The sequence below is a fragment of the Allobosea sp. 05T439 genome (assembly GCF_056396005.1).
In genome coordinates, this window is sequence record NZ_JBFTKP010000032.1 from 24,627 (window position 1) to 50,976 (window position 26,350).

Below are 26,350 nucleotides of genomic sequence, written 5' to 3' on the forward strand. Positions count from 1 at the left end.
CAAAACACGCGGGACAAGGCCCCTGCCGCAGCTAGCGGGCGCCGAGCCCACGTTCAAGCCTTTTCTGCGCGCCGGGATCGCCGCGGGGCCATCGCGTTAACGCATTCTTCACCCTGAGCTTCAGGGCTGAGGGCCGGCGTGAGACAGTCTCCGAAACGGAATCATCGCCTTGCCGCTTCTCACCCTCCTGACCGGCTTCGAGGGCCGCATCGGACGCCCCGCCTTCTGGTCGGGCACGGCCCTGGTTGCTCTCGCGCTCGTCCTCGCCGACATCGGCAGCGCTCGCCTTGGCGCGGAGCATGGCCCCCAGATCACGGCCTTTGCCGGGGCTTTCGCCCTGTTTCCCTGGTCGGCGCTTGCCGCCAAACGCGGCCGGGACCGCGGACGGCCGTGGTATTACGGGCCGACGCTGGTCATCGCGATCGTACTGTCCGGACTTGGCCCCGGCCATCTCGAAGCAGCAGCGGCCAAAACACTCGGCACCTTCTCCCTGCTGCTCTGGCTCGTTGCGCTGATCGATCTCGGTTTGCTGCCGGGCTGCATTGCGCCCGAGTCCGTTGCAGAGACAGAAGCGGGTGCTAAACCGGCGGAATGAAGCCGCTCCCTCCTCCACTTCCCTTCGACCCGCTCGATCCCGTCGCCCTGACGCAGGCGCTCGTGCGATGCCCCTCCGTGACACCAGTTGAGGGGGGAGCACTTGCTCTGCTCGACACCGTTCTGAGCGCGGCTGGGTACTCGGTCGATCGGCCGGTATTCAGCGAGCCCGACACGCCGGATGTCGAAAACCTCTATGCCCGGATCGGCACCGAGGGGCCCGTTCTGGTCATAGCCGGCCATACCGATGTCGTTCCCCCGGGCGACCTCGCGCAATGGTCGCGCGACCCGTTCTCCGGCCAGGTCGAAGACGGTGTCCTGCATGGACGCGGTGCCTGCGACATGAAGGGCGGGCTCGCCTCGATGATCTCGGCTGCGCTGCGCTTCCGCCGCGATTATCCGGATGCGCCGGGCTCGATCGCCTTTCTCGTCACGGGGGACGAGGAATCGGTTGCCGTCAACGGCACCGTCAAGCTGCTGGATTGGGCGAAGGCACGCGGCGAACGCTTCGACCATTGCCTGCTCGGCGAGCCGACCAACCCGGCGACGATGAGCGACATGATCAAGATCGGCCGCCGCGGCTCGCTGACCGGCCGGCTGGTCGTTCACGGCAAGCAGGGCCATGTCGGCTATCCGCACCTCGCAGACAATCCGATCCGCGGCATGGTGCGCCTGCTGGCAGCGCTCGATGCGACGCCACTCGATACCGGAACGGCCTATTTCGATCCGAGCAATCTCGAGGTGACCACTCTGGATGTCGGCAATCCCGCGACGAATGTCGTTCCAGCCCAGGCAAAGGCTGTCTTCAACATCCGATTCAACGATATCTGGACGCCAGAGAGCCTCGCCGCCGAGCTCGACCGGCGGCTGCGGGACGCTGCCGGCAACCAGGTGCGCTACGAGCTCGAAGTTCAGCCGACGAATGCGGTCGCTTTCCTGACCGAGCCGGGGCCGTTCGTCGCGCTGGTCGCCGATGCGGTCGAAGCCGAGACCGGCACGCGCCCGGCACTCTCGACGACGGGCGGCACCTCCGATGCCCGCTTCATCAAGAGCTATTGCCCGGTCGTCGAGTTCGGCGTGGTCGGCCAGACCATGCATCAGATCGACGAACGGGTCGCGGTCTCCGACCTGCTCTGCCTGGAACGGATCACGCACCGCCTGCTCGAAAGCTACTTTGCTGCAACGCAACAAGGCGCTTGACCCCAAACCGGATACGCCGTTTACTGCATTAGACGAAAGTCTAATGCCACGTATCCGGAGTACCCGGCCATGGCTCTTGCTGCCGATGACGTGCTGCGCTCGCTACGCGGTTCATGGCGCCTGATGACCGACGGCGCCGAGGCGCTGAAGGAACTCGATCTCAGCCGCGACGGGTTCTGGCGCTCCTTTGCCGCGCTCGTGCTCACCGTGCCAGCGCTGGTCGCGATCCTGGCGGCCGAACGGCAGATTGCCGGGCTGTCCAACGCCGGGAACATGTTCGATTCCCCCGCCCTCATTGCCCGCGTGCTGGGCGCCCAGTGCCTGGCGATCATCGCAGTACCGGCGCTGCTGATAGGCCTCGCCCCGAACCTCGCCCATTCGCCGCGGCTGACCAGTTTCGTCATCGCCTGGAACTGGGCCGGCATCGTCTCGGCCAGCCTGATGGCGGTACCCGCCACTGTCTTTGCAATCGGCTGGTCGAACCCCGCCATCGCGACGATGCAGGCGATCGCCTTCGCGGTCATCGTGCTGCGCCTTCGCTATTGCGTGGCGCGTGCCGCCTTCGGCGCGCAAGGCCATGTCGCGCCCGCAATCCTGCTGGCGAGCGTGATGGCCGACTATTCGATCATCCGCGTCTTCGGCCTGGCGGGCATCTGAGCCCGGCTCAGTAATCGACGCCGGCGAGATAGAGCCCGCAGGATGGAGCAAGCGCCGCGCATTGCGAGCGGTCGCGCGCGGCCAGCACCTTGCCGACCTTGTTTTCAGGCCAGCGCCCCGCTCCCACCATCTTCAGACAGCCGACCATCGAGCGGACCTGATGATGCAGGAAGGAGCGGGCATGGGCGTAAATCACGATCTCCGAACCCTCCCGCGTCACATCGAGCCGGTCGAGCGTCCGAACAGGCCCGTTCGCCTGACATTCGGCGGCCCGAAATGTCGTGAAATCGTGGTGACCGACGAGCGCCTTGGCAGCGCGGTCCATGGCTTCATGATCAAGTCTGAAGGGGACATGCCAGAGTCGGTCCCGATCGAGCGCCGGCGGTGCGCGTCGGTCGAGCATGCGGTAGATGTAATAGCGGCGCCTAGCCGAGATGCGCGCATCGAATTCGTCGGACACAGCCTCGGCGCTCAGAACCGCGACCGGCAGATGCTTCAGGCGGGCATTGCTCGCGTCACGCACGACATCGGTGCGCCACTCCTTGTCCAGAACGACATGGGCGACCTGATGCGTCGCATGGACGCCGGCATCGGTGCGCCCGGCGCAGTGCAGGCGGACGGCATGACCACAAAAGGCCTCGACCGCTTCCTCGATGCTCTGTTGAACCGACGGACCGTTGAGCTGACGCTGCCAGCCGGAGAACGGCGTTCCATCATACTCGATGACGAGCTTGTAGCGGGGCATCAGAATATGATGCCGAAAACTGGGAACCGAACTTTGGGCGACATCATGCGGGCGCCCTAGATCCGATGGCCGGGATCGAGCCGCGCGCCGCGCAGGAATTCGCTCCCGCTCATGGGCGCACGGCCGGCGCGCTGAACCTGAAGCAACCTCACTGCGCCCTCGGCGCAGGCGATCGTGCCCTCACCGTCCAGCAGCGTGCCCGGCTCGGCAGCGCCGCCAGCCAGCGCCGTACGCAGGATCTTGAGCCTCTCCGGCCCCTTTCCGAGATMGACCTCGGCAAAGGCGCCTGGAAAGGGCGAGAGCCCGCGCACGAGGTCATGGACCTGCTGCGCTGGACGCGCCCAGTCCAGCTTCGCCTCGGCATTGGCGATCTTGGCAGCGTAGGTCACCCCCTCGACGGGTTGTGGAGTGAACTGCAGCCCGCCACGCCCGAGCGCAGCCAGGGCGCGCACCATCAGGTCGGCGCCAAGCGAAGCCAGCCGATCATGCAGTTCGCCGGCCGTCATATCGGGGCCGATCGCAAGCTTCTCGACCATGCCGACCGGGCCGGTATCCAGCCCCGCCTCCATCTTCATGACGCAGATGCCACTCTCGGCATCGCCCGCCATGATGGCCCGCTGGATCGGGGCAGCGCCGCGCCAGCGCGGGAGAAGCGACGCGTGCAGGTTGAGGCAGCCCAGTTCCGGCAGATCAAGGATCGCCTGCGGCAGGATCATGCCATAGGCGACGACGACCGCGACGTCGGCCTGATGCGAGGCGATCACCTCGGCAGCTTCGTCGGTCTTCAACGTCTTCGGCGTGAACACCGGAATGCCGAAGCGCTCGGCGGCGCGATGCACCGGGGACGGCTTCAGATCGAGACCACGACCGGCCTGCGCCGGGGCGCGGGTGTAGCAACTCACAACCTCGTGGCCCTGGCCGATGATCTCGGTCAGGGTCGGCACGGCGAAATCCGGTGTGCCCATGAAGATGACGCGCAAACTCATGCGAACAGCGCCGCTTTCTGATCGATACGGATCATTCAGGCCGCGCTGTCGCGACGCGCCGCCTTGGCGAAACGCTTGGTGACACGCTCGCGCTTCAGCCGCGACAGGTGATCGATGAAGAGCACGCCATTGAGATGGTCGATCTCGTGCTGAAGGCAGGTGGCGAGCAGGCCGTCCGCCTCGATGTCCTGCACCTTGCCGTCGAGATCGAGATAGCGAACCTTCACCCGCGCCGGACGCTCGACCTCCTCGTAATATTCGGGGATCGAAAGGCAGCCTTCCTCATGGATGTTCAGCTCCTTGGAAGACCAGGTGATTTCCGGATTGATGAAGGTCATCGGCGCCTTCTCCTCCTCCGGCTTGGCGAGGTCGATCGTCAGCAGGCGCAGCGGCACGCCGATCTGGATCGCTGCCAGGCCGATGCCGGGTGCGTCATACATGGTCTCGAGCATGTCGGCGGCGAGCGCCTTGATCTCGGGCGTGACGGCCTCGACAGGTTTCGAGACCTGGCGCAGGACTGAATCGGGCAGGATGACGAGAGGGCGAATAGCCATAGGGCGCTCGAACCGGTTTTTCTTGCTGACGCCGCGGACATAAGCACTTGTTGGCGGGTGGTCAAACCGTTCCGCTTTCGTTCGGCATGCGCACGCGAATCGGCTAATCTGCCGTCATGAACGGAATTGCCTTCACGCTGCTCGAGCGGCCGGTCACCTGGAGCGAGGCCGCCCTTGCCTTCGCCGGTAGCAGCCTGTTTCTGCTTGTGCTCGTCGCGTTGTCGCTCTGGCGCAGTTCGCGCGGGCGAGCGATCGAGGCCGTCATCGCTGCCGAACGCGCCCGCGAGATGGACGACAAGGTCGCCGAGATGAACCGCATGCAAGCCGAGATGACGGGCCGGATGCAGACGATGGCCGAGATTCTCTCGACGCGGCAGGCCGACCTTGCCCGCCTCGTCGCCGAGCGGATGGACGGCCTGCGCCAGCAGGTCGGCTCCGGGCTCGAGCAGAACGTCAAGCAGACCACGGAGAGCCTCGGCAAGCTGCAGGAACGGCTTGCGGTCATCGACGCTGCCCAGAAGAACCTGACCGACCTGACCAGCGAAGTGGTGACCCTCAAGGACGTGCTCTCCAACAAGCAGGCACGTGGCGCCTATGGCCAGGGCCGGATGGAGGCGATCATCCGCGACGGGCTGCCCGCCGCCTTCTTCTCGTTCCAGCCGACGCTCTCGAACCGCAACCGGCCGGACTGCCTCGTCACCCTGCCAGGAGACGGGCGCGGCCTCGTCATCGACGCCAAATTCCCGCTGGAGAGCTTCACCATGCTGCGCGAAGCGCGTGGCGAGGAGGCAAAGAAGGCAGCGGGCGTGCGCGTGCGCGGCGATGTCGGCCAGCACGTCAAGGATATCGCCGAGCGCTATTTCGTGCCCGGCGAAACGCAGGACATGGCCCTGCTCTTCGTGCCGTCCGAATCGATCTATGCCGACCTGCACGAGCATTTCGACGACGTGATCCAGAAGGCCCATCGCTCCCGCGTCATGGTCGTGTCGCCGTCCCTGCTCGCCCTGGCGATCCAGCTGATGCAGTCGCTCATTCGCGATGCCCGCATGCGCGAGGAGGCTCGCGTCATCCAGACCGAGGTTGGCAGGCTCCTGACCGATGTCCGCCGGCTCGGCGAGCGGGCCGAGAAGCTCGACCAGCATTTTCGCCAGGCGCAGGAGGATGTCGCCGGCATCCGCACCTCGGCCGGCAAGATCACCAGCCGCGGCGACAAGATCGGCGCGCTCGAATTCGATGAGCCGGCGAAGAGCGAGCCGTCGCTACCCTTCGCCAAGGGGCTCGAGCTGAAGGCCGCCGAGTGATCAGCCGCGGTTGAGCACGGCCGAAAGCTCCGGCTTGACGTTCAGCGTCTGGAAGACGACGCAGTAGCGCTCGGTCAGCTTGAGCAGAGTGTCGAGCTTGTCCTGTGGGGCGTCGCTCTCGACATCGAAGGACAGGCGGATCGCCTTGAAGCCGACGGGCGCATCCTTGACGACGCCGAGCGTGCCGCGGAAATCGAGATCGCCCTCGGCCCTGACAGTTCCCTTCTTCAGTTCGATTTCAAGGGCGGTCGCKACCGCCTTCAGCGTGACGCCGGCGCAGGCGACCAGCGCCTCAAGCAGCATGTCGCCGGAGCAGAGCTCGGCACCGGTTCCGCCGGTCGCCGGGTGCAGCCCGGCCAGGGCGATCGCGCGGCCGGTCTCGACCTTGCAGGCGATATGCTGGTCGTCGAGTTCGCCACGGGCCTTCAGCGTGATCACCGCGGCGTCGGGCGCCTCGCGGTATTTGTCCTTGAGCGGAGCCTGGAGGGCGCGAAGCGCGGTGACGTCCATGGTTCTCAACCTTCTTCAGACGAGCGGCGATGTGCCGCCGTGATAAGCCTGTCGCCGACGCGGGGCCAGCCCCAACCCGGCATGGGCGTCTCGCGCCTCACCACCACATGCCTGCGGTCTCGGCGGCCTTGTGCTGATGCGGCTCTCCGTTCGCGAGGGAGCGATCGAGAGTGCGCAGGACCTCGCGCTTGCTCGCCTCGAAGGCTGGAGAGAGCCTGTCGCGCGGACGGGCGAGAGGATTGTCGAATTCATCGAAGATGCGGCCGGGGTTCGGCTGCATGACGATGATGCGATCTGCCAATGTCACCGCCTCCTCGACATCATGGGTGACCATGACGACGGTCGGCCGGCTCTCCTCCCAGAGCGCCAGCAGATGGCCGTGCAGGCTTGCCCGCGTCGTGGCGTCGAGCGCCGAGAAGGGCTCGTCCATCAAAAGCAGCTTTGGCCGTGTCACCAGGGCGCGCGCGATGGCGACGCGCTGCTGCTGCCCGCCGGACAGTTCGCGCGGCCAGCGCTTCTCGTAGCCGGCGAGCCCGACACGCACGAGCGCATTCGCGACCAGTCCCTCGCGTGCGAAGGGCGTCAGATGCGACAGGCCGAAGGAGACATTCTCGGAGACACTGAGCCAGGGGAAGAGGCGCGGCTCCTGAAAGATCACGCCGACATCGGCGCGTGGCGCCAGGATCGCCTCGCCGTCGAGGCTGACGCGGCCGGCGCTTGGTTGGTCCAGCCCGGCGACGAGCCGCAGTAAGGTGGTCTTGCCGCAACCGGAGCCGCCGACAAGCGCGAGGATCTCGCCGGCGGCCACGGTGGTGGTGACAGCAGACAGTGCCTGTGTGCCGTCGGCATAGGTTTTGGAGAGGCTGTCGAAGCTCAGCATCGAGGATGCCTTTCAGAGCTTGTCGCGACCCAGATCCTGCCAGGCGAGGAAAGGCCGCGTGATGGCGAGAAGCAGGCCATCCGCCAGTTTGCCGAGCACGGCGAAGGCGATGATGGCCGCGATGATGGTGTCGGGACGGCCAAGCTGCTGGCCGTCCACAAGCAGATAACCAAGGCCCTCGCTCGCTCCCATGATCTCGGCCGCAACCACGAACATGAAACCAAGGCCGAGGCCCGAGCGCAGCGCGGTGAACCAGGCGGGCAGGATCGCCGGCAGCAGCACCCGCCGCACCATGGCGAAGCGGCCGAGCCGGAAGACGCGCCCAACCTCGATGATCTTGCGATCGATCGAGAGGATCGCCGCCGCCACGCCGAGATAGACGGGGAAGAACACGCCAACGGCAATCAGCGCGATTTTCGACGCTTCGAAGATGCCGAACCAGAGGATGAAGAGCGGCACCCAGGCAATCGAGGGAATCGCTCGCAGAGCCTGCAAGGTCGGATCGAGCACGCTGCGCGCCAGAGGCAGGGCCCCCGTCAGCGCGCCGAGCAGCGTGCCGACAGCCGCTCCCAGCCCGAAGCCGGCGGCAACACGCCAGAGCGTGGCCGACGCATGGGTCAGGAGTTCGCCCGAGACGGCGAGTTGCCAGAGCGTCTTGCCGACCACGCTCGGCGGCGGCATCAGACGACCATTGGCCAAGCCGGCACCGACCAGGAACTCCCAGAGAGCAGCCAGAAGAAGCGGCAGCAGCAGGCCGGCCAAACCGAGGCCGCGGGGTTTCCGGAAGACATCCGGACGCCCCCTACCCTCGGCAACCGTATCGAGTCCCAGCGTGCTCATCGTTCCGGCTTGTGTCTGCTCGTCCGGGCTCAGTTATTGGCGGCAGCGAAGCGACGGTCGAGCAGGCTGTCGACCACCGCCTTGACGTCGGTCGTCGCCGGCAGGACGCCCGCCTCCTTGAGTGCGAGACCAGCAGCAAGGATGGTGTYGGCCTGGGCCTGCCCGATCGCGGAATGGGTCAGTTCGGTGCGGGTAAGCTGGCGCTCGATGACCGCGTCGGAGAGCTTGGTATAGTCGACGAGCACCTTCTTCAGCTCGGCCGGGTTGGCCAACGCATAGGCACGGGCCTCCTCGTAGGCGGCCAGCACCTTGCGGACCAGCGCCGGATGCTCGTTGGCGAAGGCCTCGCGGACATTCAGGATGCCCCAGGTGTTGTCCTCGGCCTTCCGGTGGAACAGCTTTGCACCGCTCTCGACCTCGGCTGCAGCCATCAGGGGGTCGAGCCCGGCCCAGGCGTCGACATCGCCGCGCTCAAGCGCGAGGCGGCCATCGGCATGCTGAAGCAGCACGAGCTTGACGTCCTTCTCGGTCAGCTTGGCCTCAGCGAGTGCCCGTACCAGGAAGATATGCGGATCGGTGCCGCGGGTGACGGCGACGCGCTTGCCCTTGAGATCGGCAACCCTCGTGATCTCGCTCTTGGCCCCGGTAACCAGCGCCGTCCATTCAGGCCGCGAATAGACATAGATCGACTTGATCGGGTTGCCATTGATCTTGCCGATCAAGGCGGCAGCGCCGGCCGTCGAACCGAAATCGATCGAGCCGGCATTGAGGAATTCGAGCGCCTTGTTCGATCCGGCGGATTGCACCCAGCGCACCGTGATGCCCTCGGAAGCGAGTGCCTTCTCCAGCGTGCCACGCTCCTTCAGCACCAGGCTGACGGGGTTGTAGGTGGCGTAATCGATGCGGATTTCCTTCGGCGCCTGGGCATTGGCGCTGAGAGCGCCCAGACCTGCACCGGCCATGGCAAGCCCGGCGAGTACAAGACGGCGGCTGACTGCCTTGATGACGTTCATTGTCGATCCCCATTTCGGTGACGCGAAGGGATCGGGAGAGGTCGAGCCTATCCTACCCCACGCTTTAGCTGCACTTGTTTCGCGCCCGCAAGCTGGTGGCTCAAATCGGCGCGTGTCCTCTTTCTAGGTCCGATCGTTCTGTTTGTCAAACAAACTCAGATAGACTGTTAAATGATATAATACACGTTCTGTTGCGTGTAATTTCTGGTTTCTGGGAATCCCGTCACCATGTTACGAGCGGCTTGGTTCGAAGCCGTCCTGCGCGATATCCGAAGGTCATGCCGTCCGTGTCGATCAGCGCCGATACCCCTTACTTTGCCCTCGCGGAGGTGCTGGCGAACCCTGCCGCCGCCGTTGCCCGGCTGGCGGGCAAGATGCGCAAGGCATCGGCCGCCGATCTGCGGCAGGAACTGGTCGCCTGCCTGCGCCATACACTCGAGGAAGGTCACGCCTCCGCCAAGGAAATCCTGAGCGAGGAGCGCAATGGCCTCGCCTGTGCCCAGCGCCTGTCGGCGATGATGGACGGCATCGTCGGCTGCCTGCATGTGGCGGCGAGCGAGCACTTCTACCCCGCCGTAAACCCGTCCTCCTCCGAGCGGATCGCGGTCGTCGCCGTCGGCGGCTATGGCCGCGGTACACTGGCGCCAGGATCGGATGTCGACCTGCTCTTCCTGTTCCCGCACAAGCAGACGGCCTGGGGCGAGAGCGTGGTCGAAGCGATGCTCTATCCCCTCTGGGACCTGAAGCTGAAGGTCGGCCATTCCGTGCGCTCGGTCGACGACTGCATCCGCGAAGCGCGCGCCGACATGACGATCCGCACCGCCTTGCTCGAGGCCCGCTTCCTCACCGGCGACCGGGCGCTCTTCGACGAGATGGTGCACCGCTTCGACGCCGAGGTGGTCGAAGGCTCGGCGCCCGCCTTCACCGAAGCCAAGCTTGCCGAACGCGAAGCACGCGTGCGCCGCGCGGGATCATCGCGCTATCTCGTCGAGCCCAACGTCAAGGACGGCAAGGGCGGCCTGCGCGACCTCAACACATTGTTCTGGATCGCCAAATACGCCTACCGCGTCCATGACGCCGATGAACTGGTCACCGCCGGGCTGTTCGACCGCAAGGAACTGCTGATGTTCCAGCGCTCGGAGGAGTTCCTCTGGCGGGTGCGCTGCTGGATGCATTTCATCACAGGCCGGGCAGAGGAGCGCCTTTCCTTCGACCTGCAGCGGCAGGTAGCGACGGCGATCGGCTATGCCGGCCGCAGCGGCCAGGCCCCGGTCGAGCGCTTCATGAAGGCCTATTTCCTGGTGGCGAAGGATGTCGGCGACCTGACCGCGATCGTCTGCGCCGCCCTCGAGGCGCGCCAGCAGAAGCCGCGGGCGAGCCTGTCTAGCCTGCTCGGCACCTTCACCAAGCGGCGGCAGGTGCGTGCGCTCGGCCATCCCGACTTCACGCTGAAGAGCCAGCGGCTCAACGTCGTCGACGGCGACGCCTTCAAGCGCGACCCGATCAACCTGCTCAGGCTCTATGAGATCGCCAGCCGAAACGACGTCGCCATTCATCCCGATGCAAGCCGCCTGGTGACGCAATCCCTCAAACTGGTCACGCCGCATTTGCGCAACGACCGCGAAGCGAACCGGATCTTTCTCGATATCCTGACGTCGCGGCGCGCGCCGGAGGCGGTGCTGCGCCGCATGAACGAGTCGGGGCTGCTCGGCCGCTTCGTGCCCGAATTCGGGCGCGTCGTCGCGATGATGCAGTTCAACATGTATCACCACTACACCGTCGACGAGCATCTGATCCGGTCGATCGGCGTTCTCTCCGAAATCGAGGCCGGTGCGCTCGAGGCGGAGCATCCGCTCTCGAACTCGATCTTCCCGACCATCACCAACCGCCGGGCGCTCTATGTCGCGCTGTTTCTGCACGATATCGCCAAGGGCAAGCCGGAAGATCATTCGGAAGCCGGCAGCCGGATCGCGCGCAAGCTTTGCCCACGCTTCGGGCTCAGCGAGGCGCAGACCGAGACGGTCGCCTGGCTGGTCCAGCACCATCTCGACATGTCGACCGTCGCCCAGAGCCGCGACCTCGGCGACCCCAAGACGATCGAGAGCTTCGCGGCCACCGTGCAGACCCTCGAAAGGCTGAAGCTCCTCCTCATCCTGACGGTTGCCGATATCAAGGCGGTCGGGCCCGGCGTCTGGAACGGCTGGAAGGGCCAACTCCTGCGCACGCTCTACTATGAGACCGAAATCGTGCTGGCCGGCGGTCATTCCGGCATCGAGCGCCGCGCGCGCGTCGAACAGAAACAGGATGCGCTGAGGGCGGCGCTGGCCGACTGGGACGAGGAGGAACGCGAGGCCTATCTCGCGCGCCATTACCCGCCCTACTGGATCAAGGTCGACCTGCCGCGTCAGGAGAAGCAGGCGCGCTTCCTGCGCGGGGCCGAGGCTGAAGGGCGCACCACGGCAACCCTGGTCGAGACAGACCAGTTCCGCGGCATCACGGAGCTGACCATTCTGGCGCCCGACCATCCGCGCCTGCTCGCCATCGTCACCGGCGCCTGCGCCGCGGCCGGCGGCAACATCGTCGACGCCCAGATCTTCACGACTACCGACGGCCTCGTGCTCGATACCATCTTCATCTCGCGCGCGTTCGAGCGCGATGACGACGAGCTACGCCGGGCCGGCCGCATCGCCGCCGCGATCGAACGGGCGCTGAAGGGCGAGATCAAGATCGCCGATCTGGTGGCGCAGCGCCGCGCGCCGCCGCCGCGTGGCGCCACTTTCCAGGTCGCGCCGGAGGTGATCATCGACAACGTGCTCTCGACCCGGCACACTGTCCTGGAGGTTTCCGGCCTCGACCGCCCGGGCCTGCTCTACGATCTCACCACCGCGATCGGAAAGCTCAACCTCAATATTGCCTCGGCCCATATCGCCACGTTCGGCGAGAAGGCCGTCGACGTTTTCTACGTGACCGACCTGACCAACGCCAAGATCACCGGCACGGCGCGGCAGCTCAGCATCCGCAAGGCACTGCTGGAGGTTTTCGCTTTTGACCACGAGAAGGCGCAGGGCGGAAAGACGCGCGTGCCCGCCCGTGCTTGATTTCGCGGACCACAAGGCCGATATCGGCCTCGAACGCTGTCGCGCTCCCGAGTGACGACCAGCCCCATGATTTGAATTGGATGAGGCGATGACGCGGAACCCTGCGACCGACGAACCGAAGCCGGACATGGCCGCCCAGATGGCCGCCCAAGAGGCAAACGAGCCGGCCCCGCTCGAGTCCGGGCTCGAAGCCCAGCTCGGGCAGGTCGAAGCCGAGCGCAACGACCTCAAGGACAAGCTGCTGCGCACCCTGGCCGACATGGAGAACCTGCGTCGGCGCACCGAGCGAGAGATTGCCGACGCCAAGGCCTATGCGGTGACGAGCTTTGCGCGAGACCTGCTCGGTTCGGCCGACAATCTGCGCCGCGCGCTTGAGAGCCTGCCGGAGACCGCTCGCACCGAGGGCGAAGCGGCCCTGAAGGCGTTGGTCGAAGGTGTCGAGCTCACCGAACGCGAACTGCTGAAGACCCTGGAACGCCATGGCGTGCGCCGCATCGACCCCCATGGCGAGAAGTTCGACCCACATCTGCACCAGGCAATGTTCGAGGCGCCCGACGCCGGCATCGCCAAGGGCCTTGTCTCGAAGGTCGTGCAGACCGGCTACAAGATCGGCGAGCGCGTGTTGCGGCCGGCCTTGGTGGGCGTCTCCGCCGGCGCTCCGAAGGCGCCTTCGGCCGAGGCCGGCGGCGACACCAATACAGGCCACTGAACCGTGCTGGAGGTTGCCGGCGTTGCCGTCTTCGCATTGACGGGAGCGCTGGTCGCGGTCCGCAAGGGGATGGATCCGTTCGGGTTCATCCTGCTTGCGACCGTCACTGGCGTCGGCGGCGGCACCTTGCGCGATCTCGTGCTCGACCGCGGCGTCGGCTGGGTGCAGGCGCCGTCGGACGTGATMGTCTGCACGATCGTCGCGCTTGCGGCCTGGGCAACGGCCTATTTTCGTCCCGGCACGCTTGATGGCTGGATGGGCAAGCGCATGCTCGTCTGGGCCGATGCCGCGGGGCTTGCGCTTTTCGCGGTCGTCGGCACGCAGAAGGCGCTGATGGCCGGCGTCCCGGTCCTCTCGGCGGTGGCGCTGGGAGCGGTGACCGCCTCCTTCGGCGGCATCCTGCGCGACATCCTCGCCGGCGACAGGCCAATGGTGCTATGGAGCCGGGATTTCTACGTTACGGCGGCGGCGACTGGGGCAACCATGACGGCGTTCCTGTCCGGTCTCGGCGTCAGCCCGCTCCTGGTAATGCTCGGGGGCATAGCAGCCGGATTTGGCTTGCGCGCCGGCTCGATCCTGCTCGGCTGGTCGTTTCCGAATCTGCCTGGCTCAGGTTCTGCCTGATCAGCCTCACCCCGATCACCCTCCTGGCTTCGTCACGCGCCGCAAGGTCAGATTGATCCGCCCCCCCTGCGGCAGCAGGGCTGACGAGCCCGCCAGTATCCTGTCGATCCCGTGATAGGCAAGGCGCGCCTCGCCACCGAAAAGCAATGCATCGCCCGAGGCAAGTTTCAGCGAGACGGTCTTGCTGCCGCGTTCCGTGCCGCCGATCCTGAAGACCGCCGTGTCGCCGAGCGACAGCGACAGCACCGGCGCGTCGAACTCCCGCTCGTCACGATCCTCGTGCAGGCCCATCTTCGCGCTCGCCTCGTAGAAATTGACCAGGCAGGCCTCAGGAGGGTGCKGGTAACAGGCAAGCGCACGCCAGGCATCGAGCAACACGGCCGGCATCGGCGGCCAGGGCGCGCCGGTCTCGGGATGCTGGGCCTGGTAACGATAGCCGGCCAGATCCGACACCCATCCCAGCGAGCCGCAATTGGTCATTCGCACGGAGAACGGCTTGCCGGTCTTCGGCATCCGCGGTGAGAAGAATGGCGCCTGCCGGGCAACCTCGCGCAGTTCGGCCAGCAGCGCCGACTGCATCTGGGGTGAAAGATAGCCCGGCCAATGAAATACGCCGGGAGCGACGGCAAGCCTGGTCACGGGCGCGCCGTCACAGGGTATCGAGGCCGAGGACGTCAGCCATCGAGTAGAGGCCGGGCTTACGCCCCCTGCCCCAGAGCGCCGCCTTGACCGCGCCTTGCGCAAACAGGCCACGGTCCTCGGCGACATGCGCCAGTTCCAGCCGCTCGCCCGCACCAGCGAAGATGATCTTGTGATCGCCAACGACGGTGCCGCCGCGCAACGCCGCAAACCCGATCGCGCCGGGAGGGCGGACGCCGGTATGGCCATCGCGCGAGGCGACGCGGGTCTCAGCGAGAGAGACATCCCGCCCCTGTGCCGCGGCCTCGCCGAGCAGCACCGCCGTGCCCGATGGCGCATCGACCTTCATCCGGTGATGCATCTCGACGATCTCGATATCCCAGTCCGTACCCAGCGTGGCAGAAACCTTGCGGACCAGGGCTGCCAGCAGGTTCACGCCCAAGCTCATATTGCCGGAGCGGATGATCGCAGCATGGCGCGCAGCCGCCTCGAGCTTGGCGAGATGGACCGGCTCCATACCCGTGGTCCCGACGACGTGGACGATGCGGGCCTGCGCGGCGAGGGCCGCAAAAGCGACCGTGGCCTCAGGCGCCGTGAAATCCAGCACGCCCTCAGCTTCAACGAAGGCCGGCAGCGCATCGTCGGTCACCGGCACCCCCAGTGCAGGCAAGCCCGCCAGAATGCCGGCATCCTGCCCCAGCGCAGCGGAGCCCGAACGCTCGATCGCGGCCGAAACGGTGCAGCCCTCGGCCTCGGTGATCGCCTTGATCAGCATTCGCCCCATGCGCCCGGCGGCGCCGACAACGACGAGACGCATGTCGCTCATGAGGGGAAGCTCCTGACCAGTCGAGGATGGTGACGCAGCGGCTATAGAGCATCACCGCATCACGCGAAACCACTCTGCCTTCGTCCCCGGGTGGATGCTCGAACAAGGCGACAAGACCGGCCCGCACAGCGCCGAAACGAAAACGGCCGGGGAAGCTCCCGGCCGTCGATCCTTGCTACGATGCCTGTCGCGTCAGGCAGCCTGCTGGATGCCCGAGAGCTTCCAGTCACCGCCGCGCGAGCGCACGAAGGTCCAGTGTTCCGTGACCTCCTGCGGGACGGTCGCATTGCCCTCGACGATGCGACCGGTGGCGCGCTCGGTCAGCGCGTTGATCAGGCTGAAGCGCATCGCAACGGTTGCGAACTCGAAATCGTCCTCCCGCCAGGCTTCCGAGAGATCGCCCTGCAGCAGCTTGACGTTGGAGACCCGATCAACCAGCCCCTTGGCGGCGTTCTCGGCAATGTCATCAGCGAAATAGCCGGCCATTTCGGGCGTCAGCTTCTCGCGGAGAACCTGCTGGTTCTCGTTCGAATAGGCCGTGTTCACTTCGCCGAGCAGCCGCTCGAAGCTGCTGAAATCCTCGCCCGCGAGCGTGATCTCGACCGGCTTGGACGCCGCGCGCGGCGCGCCGCCACCGAGGCCGCCCATCGCAGACATGCGCGGATTCGGCTGAGGCTGGGCGGCCTCACGCGACATCGGTCCGCCAGCGGTGGCGAGCTGCGGCTCGGACCGGCGCCGGAAGAAGCGCATCGCGAGGAAGATCAGGCCGCCGATCAGCGCTATCTGCAACAGGAAGCCGAAGATGCCGGCCAGCGAAGCCAGGCCGCTGAAGAAGCCCGAGCCCGAAAGCATGCCGAACAGGCCAGCGCCGAGCAGGCCGGCGCCGACGCCCATCATCAGGTTACGTGCCATGGACGGACGCGCCGCCTGTGCGGCAGCACCCGCCGCGCCAGCGGCCGGACCCGCCATCGACGGAGACGGCGTCGGAGCAGCGCTACGCTGGAAAGGCTGTGCGCCCGTCGGCGCTGTATTCGTCGGGGCCGGAGCCGAATTGGTACGCGTGCCGCGGCTGCCGAAACCCTTGCCGCCACCAGGACGAGCCTCGGCCAGCACGGGAACGAGCAAAAGCGCACCAGCGACCACGGCGACGACCCGGCCACGCCGAGCAAGTGAAATCAGTGACATGGTTCCTCCCGGAGCCCCCGTTGGGCCCGCTGCCGCGAAATATGGCGCGCGCCCTGCCCTTGCGCAAGGTCGGGGCGGCCAAGCGCGTGAGCCAAAATAATAATCAATGTTTCATGCGGGGCCCGGAGCCGTGCTAAACTGGCTCATTCGCCCAATCGCCCGTGCGCGGGCCGGCGAAGGAGTGTGCCATGATCCGGATGTCACGGAGGCCGCGCCAGAAAGCACCGCACGCGCTGCGCTGCCTCGCCCTTGCCACGCTGCTCACACTTGCCCCGTTCACTGCACCGAGAGCGGGTGAACCGGCTGTCGCCCTCGATCCACCGCGGCTCGCGCAGGCGCCCGAGCCGCTCTGCTTCTGCTGGAGCGACGGACGGAAGATTGCGGAAGGGCTGACCGCCTGCATCAAGACGACGCAGGGGCGGCGGCTCGCCGAATGCGGCCGGGTCATCAACATGATGTCCTGGCAGATCACGGAGAATCCCTGCCCGGAAAGCTGATCGACCCATTCCGGCATAAGAAAAACGCCGCCGAACCCGTGTTCGGCGGCGTCTTTTTTCAAACGCTCTTGCGGTCCATTCGACTTAAGACTGACGGCAGTCAGAACGCCCCCAACACGATGGCGATCATGAACACAAAGGCCGCGCCCATCGCCAACCGGTCGAGACTCAGCGTGAGGCTCATCGCATCCTCCTTTGTCATTGACCTGTCACCGAAGCTAGCAGAACTGACGATGGCCGCAAGGGGGCTGCCTCATGACGGCGGCGTGGCAGAGCCTATTGTATCCCTAACACTTCATTAAATCATTGATTTGATTTGTGGACAAAGAAGATCATCTCCTTGAGACGACAAGTCTTTCCAAAGCCTTCGCCACAGCGATGACGCGCTCATCCGCTCCGAAACGACCGATGATCTGAACCCCCACCGGCAATCCGCGAGGCCCCGTCGTCACTGGAATCGTCAGGCATGGCGTGCCGAGCAAAGTCCACAATCGGTTGAAGCGGGAATCGCCGGTCGAGCCCAGCGTATCCGGCGCTTCGCCTGGCGCGGCATAGCTCACGACGACGTCGACCCCGGCGAAGAGGTCACGGCAGGCATCACGCCCGCGGCGCGATAGCGCACGCGCGTCGTCATACTGCGTCGGCGAAACGGCTCCCGCCGCATCGAGATAGGCCGAGAGCTTGGGCGGGATCACGCCGCGATGGTTGCGATACTCCCAGGAGAGCGCCTGCGCGGCCTCGAAATCCTGCAGCGGGCCATGGGCGTGGAAGGCTTCAACCAGGGCCCGCGGCGTCGCGAGCTCGACCACGGTCGCTCCCGCCTTCGCGACAAGAGCGAGAGCCGCGGCCAGCGCGGCTTCGGAACCCGCCTCCGGCTCCCCGGCAAAGGGCTGGCGCGTCACGCCGATCCGCGAGCCCTCCAGCCTCGCCATGTCAGCGTCCAGCTCAGGCCGGCCCGTCAGGGCCGCGAGTGCAAAACCCAGATCGTCGGCGCTCGCTGCCATCAGCCCGGCGGTATCGAGCGACCAGGAGAAGGGCTTGATGCCGACGGTCGGCAGCAACGCATAGKACGGCTTGATGCCTGCGACACCGCAATAGGACGAGGGCCGAATGACCGAGCCCCCGGTCTGCGTACCGATCGCCAAGGGGATCATACCGGCTGCGACCGCCGCCGCCGAACCTGCCGACGACCCTCCCGGGCTCGCGGTAAGATCATGCGGATTGCGCGTCGGCGCCGGATCGAGGAAGGCAAAGGCGGTGGTGTGGGTCTTGCCCGCGATTGTCGCCCCGGCGGCCTTGAGCGCCATCACGATCGGCGCGTCGGCGCGCGGTTGCCAGCCATCATAGATCGGGGAGCCCATGCMGGTCGGCAGATCGGCGGTGTCGATGATGTCCTTGACGCCGCATGCGACCCCCGCGAGCGGGCCGGAGCCGGGCTCCAGCCGTTCGGGCCGACTGGCGAAGGCGCGAATGTCGGGCTCCTTGGCAGCGATGCGGGTGGCGCAATCGGCCAGCGCGGCCGACGCGCTCACGGCGCCGCTGGAAACCTGATGGGCAATGGCGCGAACGGACAGCATGCGAGATCCTCGAAGGGCTGGCTTTGGTTGGATCGTCGGATCGATGATCCAACCACCTGTGTCTGCATCGGCTTTCCCGAAAACCGCGTTCCACGTTTAGGGGCCGATGTCTTCTGCGTTGCATCGGCTTTCCCAAAAACTGCATTCCACTTTTAGGGGCCGATGCTGAGAGCAGATGCTGGCATGATTTCAGCGCGCTGCGATACCGCCGGACATCCCCCTTGGCGCATGACGTCGATGCGCCGGATCGCCTTAGGTCAGGCCGGACTGGCCCGCTAACCACTCGTTAACCGCCGCTCCAAAGTTAATCCGCCTGTGGCGTACGGGGCTCACTGGGTTGAGAAACCGTTCACCAACCGGGTCGCATTTGATCGGTCATGCGACGCGTTCATCTCGCCCTCTTCGCGCTCGGCGTCATCGGCGCCACTGGACTTGCCGGCTGCGGCAAGTTCCAGAAAGCACAGCGTGCCGCCTGGCGCGACCAGGCGGAAGCCGCCTGCATGGCCTCCCGTCAGGTCCCGCTCTCGTCCTATGTCAGCCTGCGCGAGAAGCCGATCGACGGGCCGGGCACCTGCGGCATGACCAGGCCGCTCCGTGTCTCCGCCTTCTCGGGTGGCTCGGTTCACCTCACCAGCAATGCCACGCTCGGTTGCCCCATCGTCGCCACCACCGACAAGTGGCTGGCCGAAGTGGTGCAACCAGCGGCGCAGAACGTACTCGGCGCGCAGGTGATCGAGCTCAGGGCAGGCTCCTATTCCTGCCGGGCGATGAACAACGGCACCGGCACCAGCCGCACATCCGAGCATGCCTTCGGCAATGCCGTCGACGTGTTCTCCTTCCGGCTGAATGACGGGCGCAACATCACCGTCAAGGACGGCTGGCACGGCTCGCCTGAAGAGCAGGCCTTCCTGCGCGAGGTTTTCGTCGGCGCTTGCCAGCAGTTTTCGACCGTGCTCGGGCCGGGTGCGGACATGTTCCACTACGATCACTTCCACATCGATCTGGCGCGCCACGCCAAGGGCCGGCAGATCTGCAAGCCGGTGATCAAATACACCCCGAACTACAACCTGCCGCCGCCGGACCCGGCACGCACCTATTCGACCGCGCAGAAGTCCATGCGCGACAACCTCCCACCCATGGTGGCAGGCGCCTCAGGCAGCATGCTACGGCAGCCCAGCGACGGCTTGCGCCCCCCCGGCGCGGTCAACGGCGGCTATCCGGTCGCAAACCATCAAGGCGGCCAGAGCCTCGATGCACAGCGGCGCTATCTCGACGAGCAGCCGCTCAACCCGCCGCGCTACCGACCGGAGACACCACCGAGCGCGGCGCAAGGCCCGCTGAGGCTGCCGGGCTCCGTCCCGCCGGCCGAAGAACTGATCGTAGGCGATGATGAGGGCAATGGCGTCATGGACATGCAGGGCGAGGAGCAGGCACAGCCGCAGATCTCGCCAGGCAACGACCCCTTCGCTTACGGCCGGGCGCAAACCGGCGGCGGCCGGCGCTACTGAGGGCAGCGTCAGCGGGAGACCAGCACCTGCCGACATTCCGCCGGCAATGCATCGACGGACATCGGCGGCTTCGGTTTGGGCTTCGGTCCCGGGCGCGGCTTGGGCGGATTGAAGATCGCCTTGTATTGCCGCTCGACCCAGCCGGTCAGTTCCGCGCCGCAGCCGTCGCCAAAATTCGGCGGCTCCTGGCCGGAGCACCCCTCCATTCCCGCCGGACAGCTCAGCCGGATATGGAAATGGTAGTTATGGCCCCACATCGGCCTGACCTTCTCGAGCCATGAGCGATCCGCACCAGCCTCGCGGCACAATGCAACCTTGAGCGCGGGATTGACGAAGATGCGCTCGACACGCGCTTCGGCAGCCACGGACTTGATCAGCCTGGTATGGGCGGGCGTCCAGTTCTTCGGGTCGACATCGCGCCAGTCGGCTCGCGCCATGTTCACCGCCGACATATTCTCGCGCGCGTCACTGTCGAGGCGCTGCTTCGGCATCGGCGTGAGCCAGACATCGGCATCGAGGCCGATCTGGTGCGAAGCATGGCCGGTCAGCATCGGGCCGCCGCGCGGCTGGGAGATGTCGCCAACCAGCAGGCCGGGCCAGCCGTTGATCCTGGGGACGTTGCGGGCAAGCGTCTCCAGATAGGAAATCAGCGCAGGATGGCCCCAATTGCGGTTCCGGGCCAGCCGCATCACCTGCCAGCTTTCGCCGTCGACCGGCATCGTCGTCGCACCGGCAAGACACCCCCTCGCATAGGAGCCGATGGCACGGGCCTGCATGCTGGCCGGCGTCGTCTTCTGCCCGAACAGGGCACGCGCCGCCTCGGGAAAGGCCGCGATATTGGCCGTCCGGCGCTTCGCTTCCTCCTCCGCAGTCGACTGCGCATGCACGACCGGTGCCGTCAGCGCGGCCAGGAGCAAGGCGGACAGGGCCAGGAGCGGGCGATTCGTGCTCTGCATCGCCCGAGAACGCCGGGTTTTGGAGATCAGGTCAAGCACGAGAAACGTCACACGTATCAGGCATGGACAACGCCTACGCAGGGTTGCAGCCTTGGCTACGCAGCGATCGGGCGCCTTCGCCCAGAAGAAGATCGCGCGCCCATGGGAGGAGATAACGCTGATGACGGACACCACGATCAACCGCCGCGCGCTGCTTGGAGGGCTTGGTGCAAGCCTGGCCTTGCCCGGCACGGCGAGCTTTGCGCAGGGCTCCTGGCCGCAGGGCCGGACGCTGAAACTCGTCGTGCCCTTCCCGCCAGCGGGAGCGACGGACGTGCTTGGGCGCCTCGTCGCCGACAAGCTCGGCCAGGCATGGGGCACAAACATCGTCGTCGAGAACCGGCCCGGTGCCGGTGGCAATATCGGCACCGATGTCGTCGCCAAGGCGGAGCCCAATGGCGACACCTTCCTGATCGTCTCCGTCGGCATGGCGACGAACCAGTATCTCTACGCCAAGCTGAACTACGACCCGGCCAAGGATCTTGCCCCCATCACCATGGTTGCGCTGGTGCCGAACCTGCTGGTCGTCAACAAGGATCTCCCGGTCAAGGACACGGCTGAGCTCGTCGCCTATGCCAAGGCCAATCCCGGCAAGTTGACCTATGCCTCATCCGGCGTCGGGACCTCGGTCCATCTCTCCGGCGAATTGTTCCAGAAGCTGACCGGCACCAAGATGGTCCACGTGCCCTATCGCGGAACCGCGCAGGCAACGCAGGACCTGATCGGCGGGCGGGTCGACCTGATCTTCGACAACATCACCCAGGCGCTGCCCCATGTCCGCTCGGGGTCGATCCGCGGCCTCGGCATCACCACGGCGAGGCGCTCGGCGACCGCTCCGGAATTCGCGCCGATTGCCGACGTCGTTCCGGGCTTCGATGTCTCCTCCTGGTTCGCGCTCTTCGCTCCGGCAAAGACCCCGCAGGCCGTCATCGACAAGATCCATGCCGACACCAAGGCCGGGCTCGCCGATCCAGCGCTTCGGGCCAAGATGGACCTTCTGGCGGCCGAACCCGTCGGCAACACATCGGCAGAGCTCGGCGCCTTTCTGCAGGCGGAAATGAAGAAGTGGGGCGAGTTGATCCGCGAGGTCGGCGTCAAGGTGGAGTAAGCGGCACTCCTGGGGAACTCTCGGTACACCCCAGACGTTTCCCTGTCGCATCCTGTCGCATCGCGGCAGCGCGATGCGACAGGGAGAGGGGCGCGTCATGTCTACACTCGTTATCGTTCTGCTGGTCATCCTGCTGCTCGGCGGCGGCGGGTATTATGGCCATCGCAGCTACGGCAATGCCGGCCTCGGCGGTGTCGTCGGCGTCGTTCTGATGGTCGTTCTGGTGCTTTGGCTGCTAGGTGCAATCGGGGGCGTGCCCGTCCGTGTCTGACGGGATTCAGCTAGGATTGGCGAGGTGCCAGACCAGCATGGCCGCGGCGAGATCCTCGATCGCGGTACCGACCGACTTGAACAGCGTGATCTCGCCGTCCTCATTGGCCCCGGCGACTTCGCCGCGGCACAGTTGAGCCAGCGTGCCGGCGACCTTGTCCGCCTCATAAGCACCGGCCTTGATCGCGACCGCCACATCCCCGCCCTCCACCAGGGCGGCTTCAGTGTCGATGAAGACGCGCGCACGGTGCAGAGCCTCGTCATCGGCCTCGCGCATCGACAGATTGAAGGCGCCCACGAGGTCGAGATGGGCGTCGCGCTTCAGCCAGCGGCCCATGACAATGGGCTCTCGCGACAGAGTCGCGCAGGAAATCAGGTCGGCCTGCCGTGCGTCGCCCTCGAGGTCGTCGCTGACGCGAACGGTAATACCCTCCGCGGCCAGGGCTTCCACCACCGCCTCGCTTCCCTCGCGCCGGCGGCCCCAGATGGCGATATCCTCGAAATCGCGCACGGCACCGTGCGCCTTGATCAGGAAAGGCGCCAGCGCGCCCGAGCCGACCATCAGCATGCGCTTGCCATGGGGATGCCCGAGCTTGCGTGCGGCGAGCGCGGAGGCCGCGGCCGTCCGCCAGGCCGTGAGGCGCGCGCCATCAAGCGCGGCGAGCGGCGCGCCCGTCGAACCGTTCATGAGCAAGTATGTGCCCATCACGCTCGGCAGGCTCAGCGAGCCGTTCGACGGATAGACCGTGACGACCTTGGTGCCGAGGAAAGCCTCCGGCGCGGTCGGCCCGGTCCAGGCCGGCATCAGCAGAAGCGTGGCATGATCGGCCGGCCGTTCGATCTCGTGGTGATGGCGCACAGGCGTGACGATGTCGCCGCGAAAGGCTCCATCCAGCGCATCGATCAAGGCGGGGAAAGTGAGAAGGCGGTCGATCTCCGCCGCGGGGATAACGCGCATCTGTCTTTCGTCAATCAGTTGTTGCGGCTGGTCAGAGCCGGCAGGGCGGAATCGGGCACAGCGGCCCGCAATGACTGCGCCTCGCTGCGCAGAGCCTCGGCCTCGCGACGATTGCGTCGCGCCGCCTTGCGATGCTTGCCCTGCGCGATCCATGAGGCGAGGCCGCCGATCAGGACCCCCGCAGCAATCGCGGCCAGAACCACGGCGAAGAGCGGAAGATCGAAGGCCAGCGTCGGCGCGTCGCGGCTGAACGGATCGAGCGAGACCCGCACCGGGCCCCGGTTCGCGATCGAGAAGAGGACGATCGCCAAGGCGACCGGCACGAGGATCAGCGCCTTGAAGAAAGCTTTCATGGATTTTTCCTCGCGTGCCGCACGAGCGAGCCTGACATCCGGCTGGATGTCAGTGCTTGCCGTTCAGCCTCTGGCGAAGCTCCTTGCCGGTCTTGAAGACCGGCACGAACTTCTCTTCGACCTCGACCGCATCGCCGGTGCGAGGGTTGCGGCCGACCCTTGCGGCGCGGGCCTTGCGGGAGAATGCACCAAAGCCGCGCAGTTCGACACGGTCACCACGCCCCAGCGCCTTGACGACCTCGTCGAGGATAGCCGTGACGATGTTCTCGATATCGCGCTGGTAGAGGTGAGTGTTGCGCTCGGCGATGCGTTGAACGAGTTCAGATTTTATCATGTGTCCAATATAACCGATTGTATCAACATCACTTTTCGGCGACAGGCTGCCAGAGCGCCAAGGGCGCGTCAAGCCGCAGGCCAACCGGCTGATCGGCAGCCCGCGCAAGGATCACGGCCAGCGATTCCAGACCGGCTGCGCGGGCCATCGCCTCGCCAGCGCTCCACAGACCAAAGGCGGAGGCCTCGTTGCGGCGGCGCCAGTCACGCACCGGCAAATCCTTCGCGACATTCTTCTCGCGCTCGAGCCAGGCGATCGCCTCCGGCTCGCCGCCGATCTCGTCGACCAGCTTAAGGCCGACGGCCTGCCGGCCGGAATAGACGCGGCCGTCCGATACGACGGCAATCTCGGTCTCTCCGAGCTTGCGGCGGTCCCCGACGAGGCGCTTGAACCAATCGTAATTATCCTCGACCACACGTTGCAGCGCGGCGCGCGCCTCAGGCGAGGTCGGCTCAAAGCCGTTCGGCGCCGCCTTCAGCGGGCTCGATTTGATCTCCTCGACCTTGACCCCGACGGTGTCGAGCAGGCGGCCGACATTGGGAATCTGGAAGAGCACGCCGATCGAGCCGACGAGCGAGGTCTGGCGCGCCACGATGCGGTCCGCGCCCATGGCCGCGATATAGCCGCCCGAGGCGGCGAGCCCGTCAACGACCGCCACCATCGGCTTCTTGGCCGCCAGACTGCGCAGCGCGATGTGCAAGGCCTCGGAACCGCTGGTGGTGCCGCCGGGACTGTCGATCCGAACCACGACGGCGGACGCCCGACTGTCCTCGAGCGACTTGATGAGATCGAGCGTGCGCCTGTCCCCTGAGATGAAACCCGAAATGGTGACCCGCGCAATATGCGCGCGGGAGGTCGAACCGGGCGCGTTGCCGCTCCAGGCCAGCCCCGCGACGACAGCCGCCGCGATGACGCCAAGAACGGCGAGCAGGCGCCAGAGCGTCAGCTTACGCCGCAGGTTGCGGCGGTCGGCGAGCAGGTCTGCATCGGACGACATGGGGTAAACGCTCCTGGGGTCACGGACGCTGGCTGGGCCCGTGATGTAGCCTCGCCGCAGCGACGGGGCAAGGCGACGCTCGGCCTCAGGCGTCGAGCGTCGCTCTTTGCCGATCGAGCGCCAATAGCGCAAGGCCGCTCGCGACAGACCGGAAGGCGTCACCGATGTGAACACGTTCCGAGCCGAAGCGACGATCGAACAGGGCGCGCACGGCCGGGACATGCGATGTTCCGCCGGTCATGAAGACGGCCTCGATCGCACCGGATTCGACCTTGGCTTCGACGAGGGCGCGATCGAGCGCCGCCTCGATCGACGCGACGTCCTCGGCGATCCAGCTTTCGAAATCCGTCCGGCGGATCGTCCCCTCGATGCTGACATCCATCTGGCGGAAGTTCAGCACGGTCTCGTCCTGCGACGACAGCGCAACCTTGGCCGCCGAGACGGCGCGATAGAGTTCATAGCCAAGATCGTATTCGATCACGGTCAGCAGATCCTCGAGCTTGCCGGGCTCGACCGCGTCGCGGATCAGCGCCTTGAGCTCGGCCATGGTCTCGCGGCTCTTCATCAGCGAGAGCCTGTGCCACTGCGCGAAGGCCGCGTGGTAATGGGCGGGAATCGGCAGCAGCTTCTCGAAGGAACGATACTGCGAGCCCTTGCCGAGCCGCGGCGAAACGGCGTGTTCGATGATGCGATAGTCAAAGGTGTCACCGGCGACGCCGACACCGGCATGCGAGAGCGGGATCGCTTCCAGCCGCCCTGCCCCGCCAGGCTCGAAGCGCATCACGGAGAAGTCGCTCGTGCCGCCGCCGAAATCGGCGACCAGCATGGTCTGGGGCGTCTTCAGGTCGCGCGCATACCAGTAGGCCGCGCCGAGCGGTTCATAGGCGAAATCGACCTTGGGCATGCCAGCCTTCGCATAGGAGGCCGAGAGGCGCTTCACGGCCAGTTCCTCGTCCGGGCGCTCGCCGGCGAAGACGACCGGGCGGCCCGAGATCAGTGGCGTCTCCGAGAGATCGTCGAGCCCGGCACTGAGATCGGCGAGGAAGACGCCGATCAGGTCCTCGAGCCGATACAGCTTTCCAAACAGGCGCGTCTCCTGGAAGGCGCGGCTGGACAGATGCGTCTTCAGCGATTGCAGAAAGCGATGCTCGGTCGTCATGCCCAGCGCCATGTCGAGCGCATCAGGTCCGCTGACATGCACGACACGGGCCTGCGGCGGCCGGCCCTCACGCCAGAACATCAGCGCCGAGCGGTAGGCGTCGACGGCGCCCTGCTTCGTCGCAAAGCTGCGGGTCGAGACCGAACCATCCGGCCGTGCCAGGGCGACCACGCTGTTGGTGGTGCCGAAATCGATGCCGATCGCGATGTCGTTCATGCCGCTTCCTTTCGCCG

General features: G+C 66.2%; 28 protein-coding genes. 11 read left to right on the forward strand and 17 right to left on the reverse strand.

What is annotated here, in order from left to right; all coding sequences use genetic code 11:
* Positions 1-169: 169 nt before the first annotated feature.
* The 3 genes from AC1DIO_RS26690 to AC1DIO_RS26700 all read left to right on the forward strand — a co-directional run bounded on the left by AC1DIO_RS26690 (position 170) and on the right by AC1DIO_RS26700 (position 2,451).
* A complete protein-coding gene (locus AC1DIO_RS26690) occupies positions 170-595 on the forward strand; it encodes a DUF805 domain-containing protein (protein ID WP_441507277.1) in 426 nt (141 codons plus the stop codon).
* Positions 592-1,794: a succinyl-diaminopimelate desuccinylase gene (gene dapE / locus AC1DIO_RS26695; protein WP_441490213.1), complete on the forward strand. Its 1,203-nt coding sequence runs from the start codon at positions 592-594 to the stop codon at positions 1,792-1,794. The genes AC1DIO_RS26690 and dapE overlap by 4 nt, the downstream gene beginning before the upstream one ends.
* A 69-nt stretch (positions 1,795-1,863) precedes the next feature.
* Complete coding sequence (locus tag AC1DIO_RS26700) at positions 1,864-2,451, forward strand: hypothetical protein (RefSeq protein WP_441507278.1); 588 nt, start codon at positions 1,864-1,866, stop codon at positions 2,449-2,451.
* Positions 2,452-2,458: 7 nt separating this feature from the next.
* Here the strand turns inward: AC1DIO_RS26700 and truA are convergent, their stop codons facing one another.
* The 3 genes from truA to AC1DIO_RS26715 are packed head-to-tail and all read right to left on the reverse strand — an operon-like array spanning position 2,459 to position 4,736.
* Positions 2,459-3,196 (reverse strand): tRNA pseudouridine(38-40) synthase TruA, encoded by a 738-nt coding sequence (gene truA, locus AC1DIO_RS26705; RefSeq protein ID WP_441507279.1) that lies wholly within the window; start codon positions 3,194-3,196, stop codon positions 2,459-2,461.
* 56 nt (positions 3,197-3,252) lie between these two features.
* Positions 3,253-4,182, reverse strand: coding sequence for a methionyl-tRNA formyltransferase (gene fmt / locus AC1DIO_RS26710; protein ID WP_476854347.1), 930 nt, complete (start codon positions 4,180-4,182; stop codon positions 3,253-3,255).
* A 35-nt stretch (positions 4,183-4,217) separates the two neighbouring features.
* Positions 4,218-4,736 carry a peptide deformylase gene (locus AC1DIO_RS26715; RefSeq protein ID WP_441490217.1) on the reverse strand — a complete coding sequence of 173 codons (519 nt, stop codon included), beginning with the start codon at positions 4,734-4,736 and terminating at the stop codon, positions 4,218-4,220.
* Positions 4,737-4,852: 116 nt separating this feature from the next.
* On the opposite strand from AC1DIO_RS26715, the gene AC1DIO_RS26720 reads away from it, so the two are divergent.
* Positions 4,853-6,037, forward strand: a complete 1,185-nt coding sequence (locus AC1DIO_RS26720; protein ID WP_441507281.1) for a DNA recombination protein RmuC — start codon at positions 4,853-4,855, stop codon at positions 6,035-6,037.
* Here the strand turns inward: AC1DIO_RS26720 and AC1DIO_RS26725 are convergent, their stop codons facing one another.
* The 4 genes from AC1DIO_RS26725 to AC1DIO_RS26740 all read right to left on the reverse strand — a co-directional run bounded on the left by AC1DIO_RS26725 (position 6,038) and on the right by AC1DIO_RS26740 (position 9,271).
* Positions 6,038-6,547, reverse strand: a complete 510-nt coding sequence (locus AC1DIO_RS26725) for an OsmC family protein (RefSeq protein ID WP_069877739.1) — start codon at positions 6,545-6,547, stop codon at positions 6,038-6,040. It lies immediately after the preceding gene.
* A 97-nt stretch (positions 6,548-6,644) separates the two neighbouring features.
* Positions 6,645-7,427, reverse strand: a complete 783-nt coding sequence (locus AC1DIO_RS26730) for an ABC transporter ATP-binding protein (RefSeq protein WP_441507282.1) — start codon at positions 7,425-7,427, stop codon at positions 6,645-6,647.
* Between the two features lie 12 nt (positions 7,428-7,439).
* Positions 7,440-8,267 carry an ABC transporter permease gene (locus AC1DIO_RS26735; RefSeq protein ID WP_441490220.1) on the reverse strand — a complete coding sequence of 276 codons (828 nt, stop codon included), beginning with the start codon at positions 8,265-8,267 and terminating at the stop codon, positions 7,440-7,442.
* 29 nt (positions 8,268-8,296) lie between these two features.
* A complete protein-coding gene (locus AC1DIO_RS26740) occupies positions 8,297-9,271 on the reverse strand; it encodes an aliphatic sulfonate ABC transporter substrate-binding protein (protein ID WP_476854355.1) in 975 nt (324 codons plus the stop codon).
* A gap of 287 nt (positions 9,272-9,558) precedes the next feature.
* On the opposite strand from AC1DIO_RS26740, the gene AC1DIO_RS26745 reads away from it, so the two are divergent.
* From AC1DIO_RS26745 to AC1DIO_RS26755, 3 genes are all read left to right on the forward strand, one after another.
* Positions 9,559-12,378 carry a [protein-PII] uridylyltransferase gene (locus AC1DIO_RS26745; protein WP_441507303.1) on the forward strand — a complete coding sequence of 940 codons (2,820 nt, stop codon included), beginning with the start codon at positions 9,559-9,561 and terminating at the stop codon, positions 12,376-12,378.
* Positions 12,379-12,466: 88 nt separating this feature from the next.
* Positions 12,467-13,087, forward strand: a complete 621-nt coding sequence (gene grpE, locus AC1DIO_RS26750; RefSeq protein WP_441490222.1) for a nucleotide exchange factor GrpE — start codon at positions 12,467-12,469, stop codon at positions 13,085-13,087.
* A 3-nt stretch (positions 13,088-13,090) separates the two neighbouring features.
* Positions 13,091-13,711, forward strand: a complete 621-nt coding sequence (locus AC1DIO_RS26755; RefSeq protein ID WP_441490223.1) for a trimeric intracellular cation channel family protein — start codon at positions 13,091-13,093, stop codon at positions 13,709-13,711.
* 15 nt (positions 13,712-13,726) lie between these two features.
* Here AC1DIO_RS26755 and AC1DIO_RS26760 read toward each other — a convergent pair whose 3' ends face one another.
* From AC1DIO_RS26760 to AC1DIO_RS26770, 3 genes are all read right to left on the reverse strand, one after another.
* Positions 13,727-14,350, reverse strand: coding sequence for an alpha-ketoglutarate-dependent dioxygenase AlkB family protein (locus AC1DIO_RS26760; protein WP_476854348.1), 624 nt, complete (start codon positions 14,348-14,350; stop codon positions 13,727-13,729).
* Between the two features lie 10 nt (positions 14,351-14,360).
* Positions 14,361-15,167 carry a 4-hydroxy-tetrahydrodipicolinate reductase gene (gene dapB / locus AC1DIO_RS26765; RefSeq protein WP_441507304.1) on the reverse strand — a complete coding sequence of 269 codons (807 nt, stop codon included), beginning with the start codon at positions 15,165-15,167 and terminating at the stop codon, positions 14,361-14,363.
* Positions 15,168-15,368: 201 nt separating this feature from the next.
* The gene (locus AC1DIO_RS26770; protein ID WP_441507284.1) at positions 15,369-16,361 is read right to left on the reverse strand and encodes a Tim44 domain-containing protein; all 993 of its coding nucleotides are present in this window, start codon (positions 16,359-16,361) and stop codon (positions 15,369-15,371) included.
* Between the two features lie 188 nt (positions 16,362-16,549).
* Here AC1DIO_RS26770 and AC1DIO_RS26775 point away from each other — a divergent pair, with 188 nt between their 5' ends.
* On the forward strand, positions 16,550-16,858 hold the full coding sequence (locus tag AC1DIO_RS26775) for a hypothetical protein (protein WP_441507285.1): 309 nt from the start codon (positions 16,550-16,552) through the stop codon (positions 16,856-16,858).
* Between the two features lie 332 nt (positions 16,859-17,190).
* Here AC1DIO_RS26775 and AC1DIO_RS26780 read toward each other — a convergent pair whose 3' ends face one another.
* Complete coding sequence (locus tag AC1DIO_RS26780) at positions 17,191-18,435, reverse strand: amidase (RefSeq protein ID WP_476854349.1); 1,245 nt, start codon at positions 18,433-18,435, stop codon at positions 17,191-17,193.
* 377 nt (positions 18,436-18,812) lie between these two features.
* Here AC1DIO_RS26780 and AC1DIO_RS26785 point away from each other — a divergent pair, with 377 nt between their 5' ends.
* Complete coding sequence (locus AC1DIO_RS26785) at positions 18,813-19,943, forward strand: extensin-like domain-containing protein (RefSeq protein ID WP_441507287.1); 1,131 nt, start codon at positions 18,813-18,815, stop codon at positions 19,941-19,943.
* 8 nt (positions 19,944-19,951) lie between these two features.
* Here the strand turns inward: AC1DIO_RS26785 and mepA are convergent, their stop codons facing one another.
* Positions 19,952-20,899: a penicillin-insensitive murein endopeptidase gene (gene mepA / locus AC1DIO_RS26790; protein ID WP_441507288.1), complete on the reverse strand. Its 948-nt coding sequence runs from the start codon at positions 20,897-20,899 to the stop codon at positions 19,952-19,954.
* A 160-nt stretch (positions 20,900-21,059) separates the two neighbouring features.
* Here mepA and AC1DIO_RS26795 point away from each other — a divergent pair, with 160 nt between their 5' ends.
* Together AC1DIO_RS26795 and AC1DIO_RS26800 are read left to right on the forward strand one after the other, a co-directional pair.
* Positions 21,060-22,046, forward strand: coding sequence for a Bug family tripartite tricarboxylate transporter substrate binding protein (locus tag AC1DIO_RS26795; protein WP_441507289.1), 987 nt, complete (start codon positions 21,060-21,062; stop codon positions 22,044-22,046).
* Positions 22,047-22,143: 97 nt separating this feature from the next.
* The gene (locus AC1DIO_RS26800) at positions 22,144-22,317 is read left to right on the forward strand and encodes a DUF3309 family protein (RefSeq protein ID WP_441507290.1); all 174 of its coding nucleotides are present in this window, start codon (positions 22,144-22,146) and stop codon (positions 22,315-22,317) included.
* 6 nt (positions 22,318-22,323) lie between these two features.
* Here the strand turns inward: AC1DIO_RS26800 and lhpI are convergent, their stop codons facing one another.
* From lhpI to AC1DIO_RS26825, 5 genes are all read right to left on the reverse strand, one after another.
* A complete protein-coding gene (lhpI, locus tag AC1DIO_RS26805) occupies positions 22,324-23,274 on the reverse strand; it encodes a bifunctional Delta(1)-pyrroline-2-carboxylate/Delta(1)-piperideine-2-carboxylate reductase (RefSeq protein WP_441490232.1) in 951 nt (316 codons plus the stop codon).
* 14 nt (positions 23,275-23,288) lie between these two features.
* Positions 23,289-23,627 (reverse strand): LapA family protein, encoded by a 339-nt coding sequence (locus AC1DIO_RS26810; protein WP_441490233.1) that lies wholly within the window; start codon positions 23,625-23,627, stop codon positions 23,289-23,291.
* A 49-nt stretch (positions 23,628-23,676) separates the two neighbouring features.
* Positions 23,677-23,961: an integration host factor subunit beta gene (ihfB, locus tag AC1DIO_RS26815; protein ID WP_043231503.1), complete on the reverse strand. Its 285-nt coding sequence runs from the start codon at positions 23,959-23,961 to the stop codon at positions 23,677-23,679.
* 28 nt (positions 23,962-23,989) lie between these two features.
* A complete protein-coding gene (sppA, locus tag AC1DIO_RS26820; protein ID WP_441507291.1) occupies positions 23,990-24,958 on the reverse strand; it encodes a signal peptide peptidase SppA in 969 nt (322 codons plus the stop codon).
* 85 nt (positions 24,959-25,043) lie between these two features.
* Positions 25,044-26,333 (reverse strand): Hsp70 family protein, encoded by a 1,290-nt coding sequence (locus AC1DIO_RS26825; RefSeq protein ID WP_441507292.1) that lies wholly within the window; start codon positions 26,331-26,333, stop codon positions 25,044-25,046.
* Positions 26,334-26,350 lie beyond the last annotated feature (17 nt).

Excerpts from the sequence above, each read along its gene's own strand:
- dapE (WP_441490213.1), top strand. The coding sequence starts at position 592 with ATGAAGCCGCTCCCTCCTCCACTTCCCTTCGACCCGCTCGATCCCGTC.
- AC1DIO_RS26700 (WP_441507278.1), top strand. The coding sequence starts at position 1,864 with ATGGCTCTTGCTGCCGATGACGTGCTGCGCTCGCTACGCGGTTCATGG.
- truA (WP_441507279.1), bottom strand. The coding sequence starts at position 3,196 with ATGCCCCGCTACAAGCTCGTCATCGAGTATGATGGAACGCCGTTCTCC.
- AC1DIO_RS26715 (WP_441490217.1), bottom strand. The coding sequence starts at position 4,736 with ATGGCTATTCGCCCTCTCGTCATCCTGCCCGATTCAGTCCTGCGCCAG.
- AC1DIO_RS26720 (WP_441507281.1), top strand. The coding sequence starts at position 4,853 with ATGAACGGAATTGCCTTCACGCTGCTCGAGCGGCCGGTCACCTGGAGC.
- AC1DIO_RS26730 (WP_441507282.1), bottom strand. The coding sequence starts at position 7,427 with ATGCTGAGCTTCGACAGCCTCTCCAAAACCTATGCCGACGGCACACAG.
- AC1DIO_RS26735 (WP_441490220.1), bottom strand. The coding sequence starts at position 8,267 with ATGAGCACGCTGGGACTCGATACGGTTGCCGAGGGTAGGGGGCGTCCG.
- AC1DIO_RS26745 (WP_441507303.1), top strand. The coding sequence starts at position 9,559 with ATGCCGTCCGTGTCGATCAGCGCCGATACCCCTTACTTTGCCCTCGCG.
- grpE (WP_441490222.1), top strand. The coding sequence starts at position 12,467 with ATGACGCGGAACCCTGCGACCGACGAACCGAAGCCGGACATGGCCGCC.
- dapB (WP_441507304.1), bottom strand. The coding sequence starts at position 15,167 with ATGCGTCTCGTCGTTGTCGGCGCCGCCGGGCGCATGGGGCGAATGCTG.
- AC1DIO_RS26770 (WP_441507284.1), bottom strand. The coding sequence starts at position 16,361 with ATGTCACTGATTTCACTTGCTCGGCGTGGCCGGGTCGTCGCCGTGGTC.
- AC1DIO_RS26775 (WP_441507285.1), top strand. The coding sequence starts at position 16,550 with ATGATCCGGATGTCACGGAGGCCGCGCCAGAAAGCACCGCACGCGCTG.
- AC1DIO_RS26785 (WP_441507287.1), top strand. The coding sequence starts at position 18,813 with ATGCGACGCGTTCATCTCGCCCTCTTCGCGCTCGGCGTCATCGGCGCC.
- mepA (WP_441507288.1), bottom strand. The coding sequence starts at position 20,899 with ATGCAGAGCACGAATCGCCCGCTCCTGGCCCTGTCCGCCTTGCTCCTG.
- AC1DIO_RS26795 (WP_441507289.1), top strand. The coding sequence starts at position 21,060 with ATGACGGACACCACGATCAACCGCCGCGCGCTGCTTGGAGGGCTTGGT.
- AC1DIO_RS26800 (WP_441507290.1), top strand. The coding sequence starts at position 22,144 with ATGTCTACACTCGTTATCGTTCTGCTGGTCATCCTGCTGCTCGGCGGC.
- lhpI (WP_441490232.1), bottom strand. The coding sequence starts at position 23,274 with ATGCGCGTTATCCCCGCGGCGGAGATCGACCGCCTTCTCACTTTCCCC.
- AC1DIO_RS26810 (WP_441490233.1), bottom strand. The coding sequence starts at position 23,627 with ATGAAAGCTTTCTTCAAGGCGCTGATCCTCGTGCCGGTCGCCTTGGCG.
- ihfB (WP_043231503.1), bottom strand. The coding sequence starts at position 23,961 with ATGATAAAATCTGAACTCGTTCAACGCATCGCCGAGCGCAACACTCAC.
- sppA (WP_441507291.1), bottom strand. The coding sequence starts at position 24,958 with ATGTCGTCCGATGCAGACCTGCTCGCCGACCGCCGCAACCTGCGGCGT.
- AC1DIO_RS26825 (WP_441507292.1), bottom strand. The coding sequence starts at position 26,333 with ATGAACGACATCGCGATCGGCATCGATTTCGGCACCACCAACAGCGTG.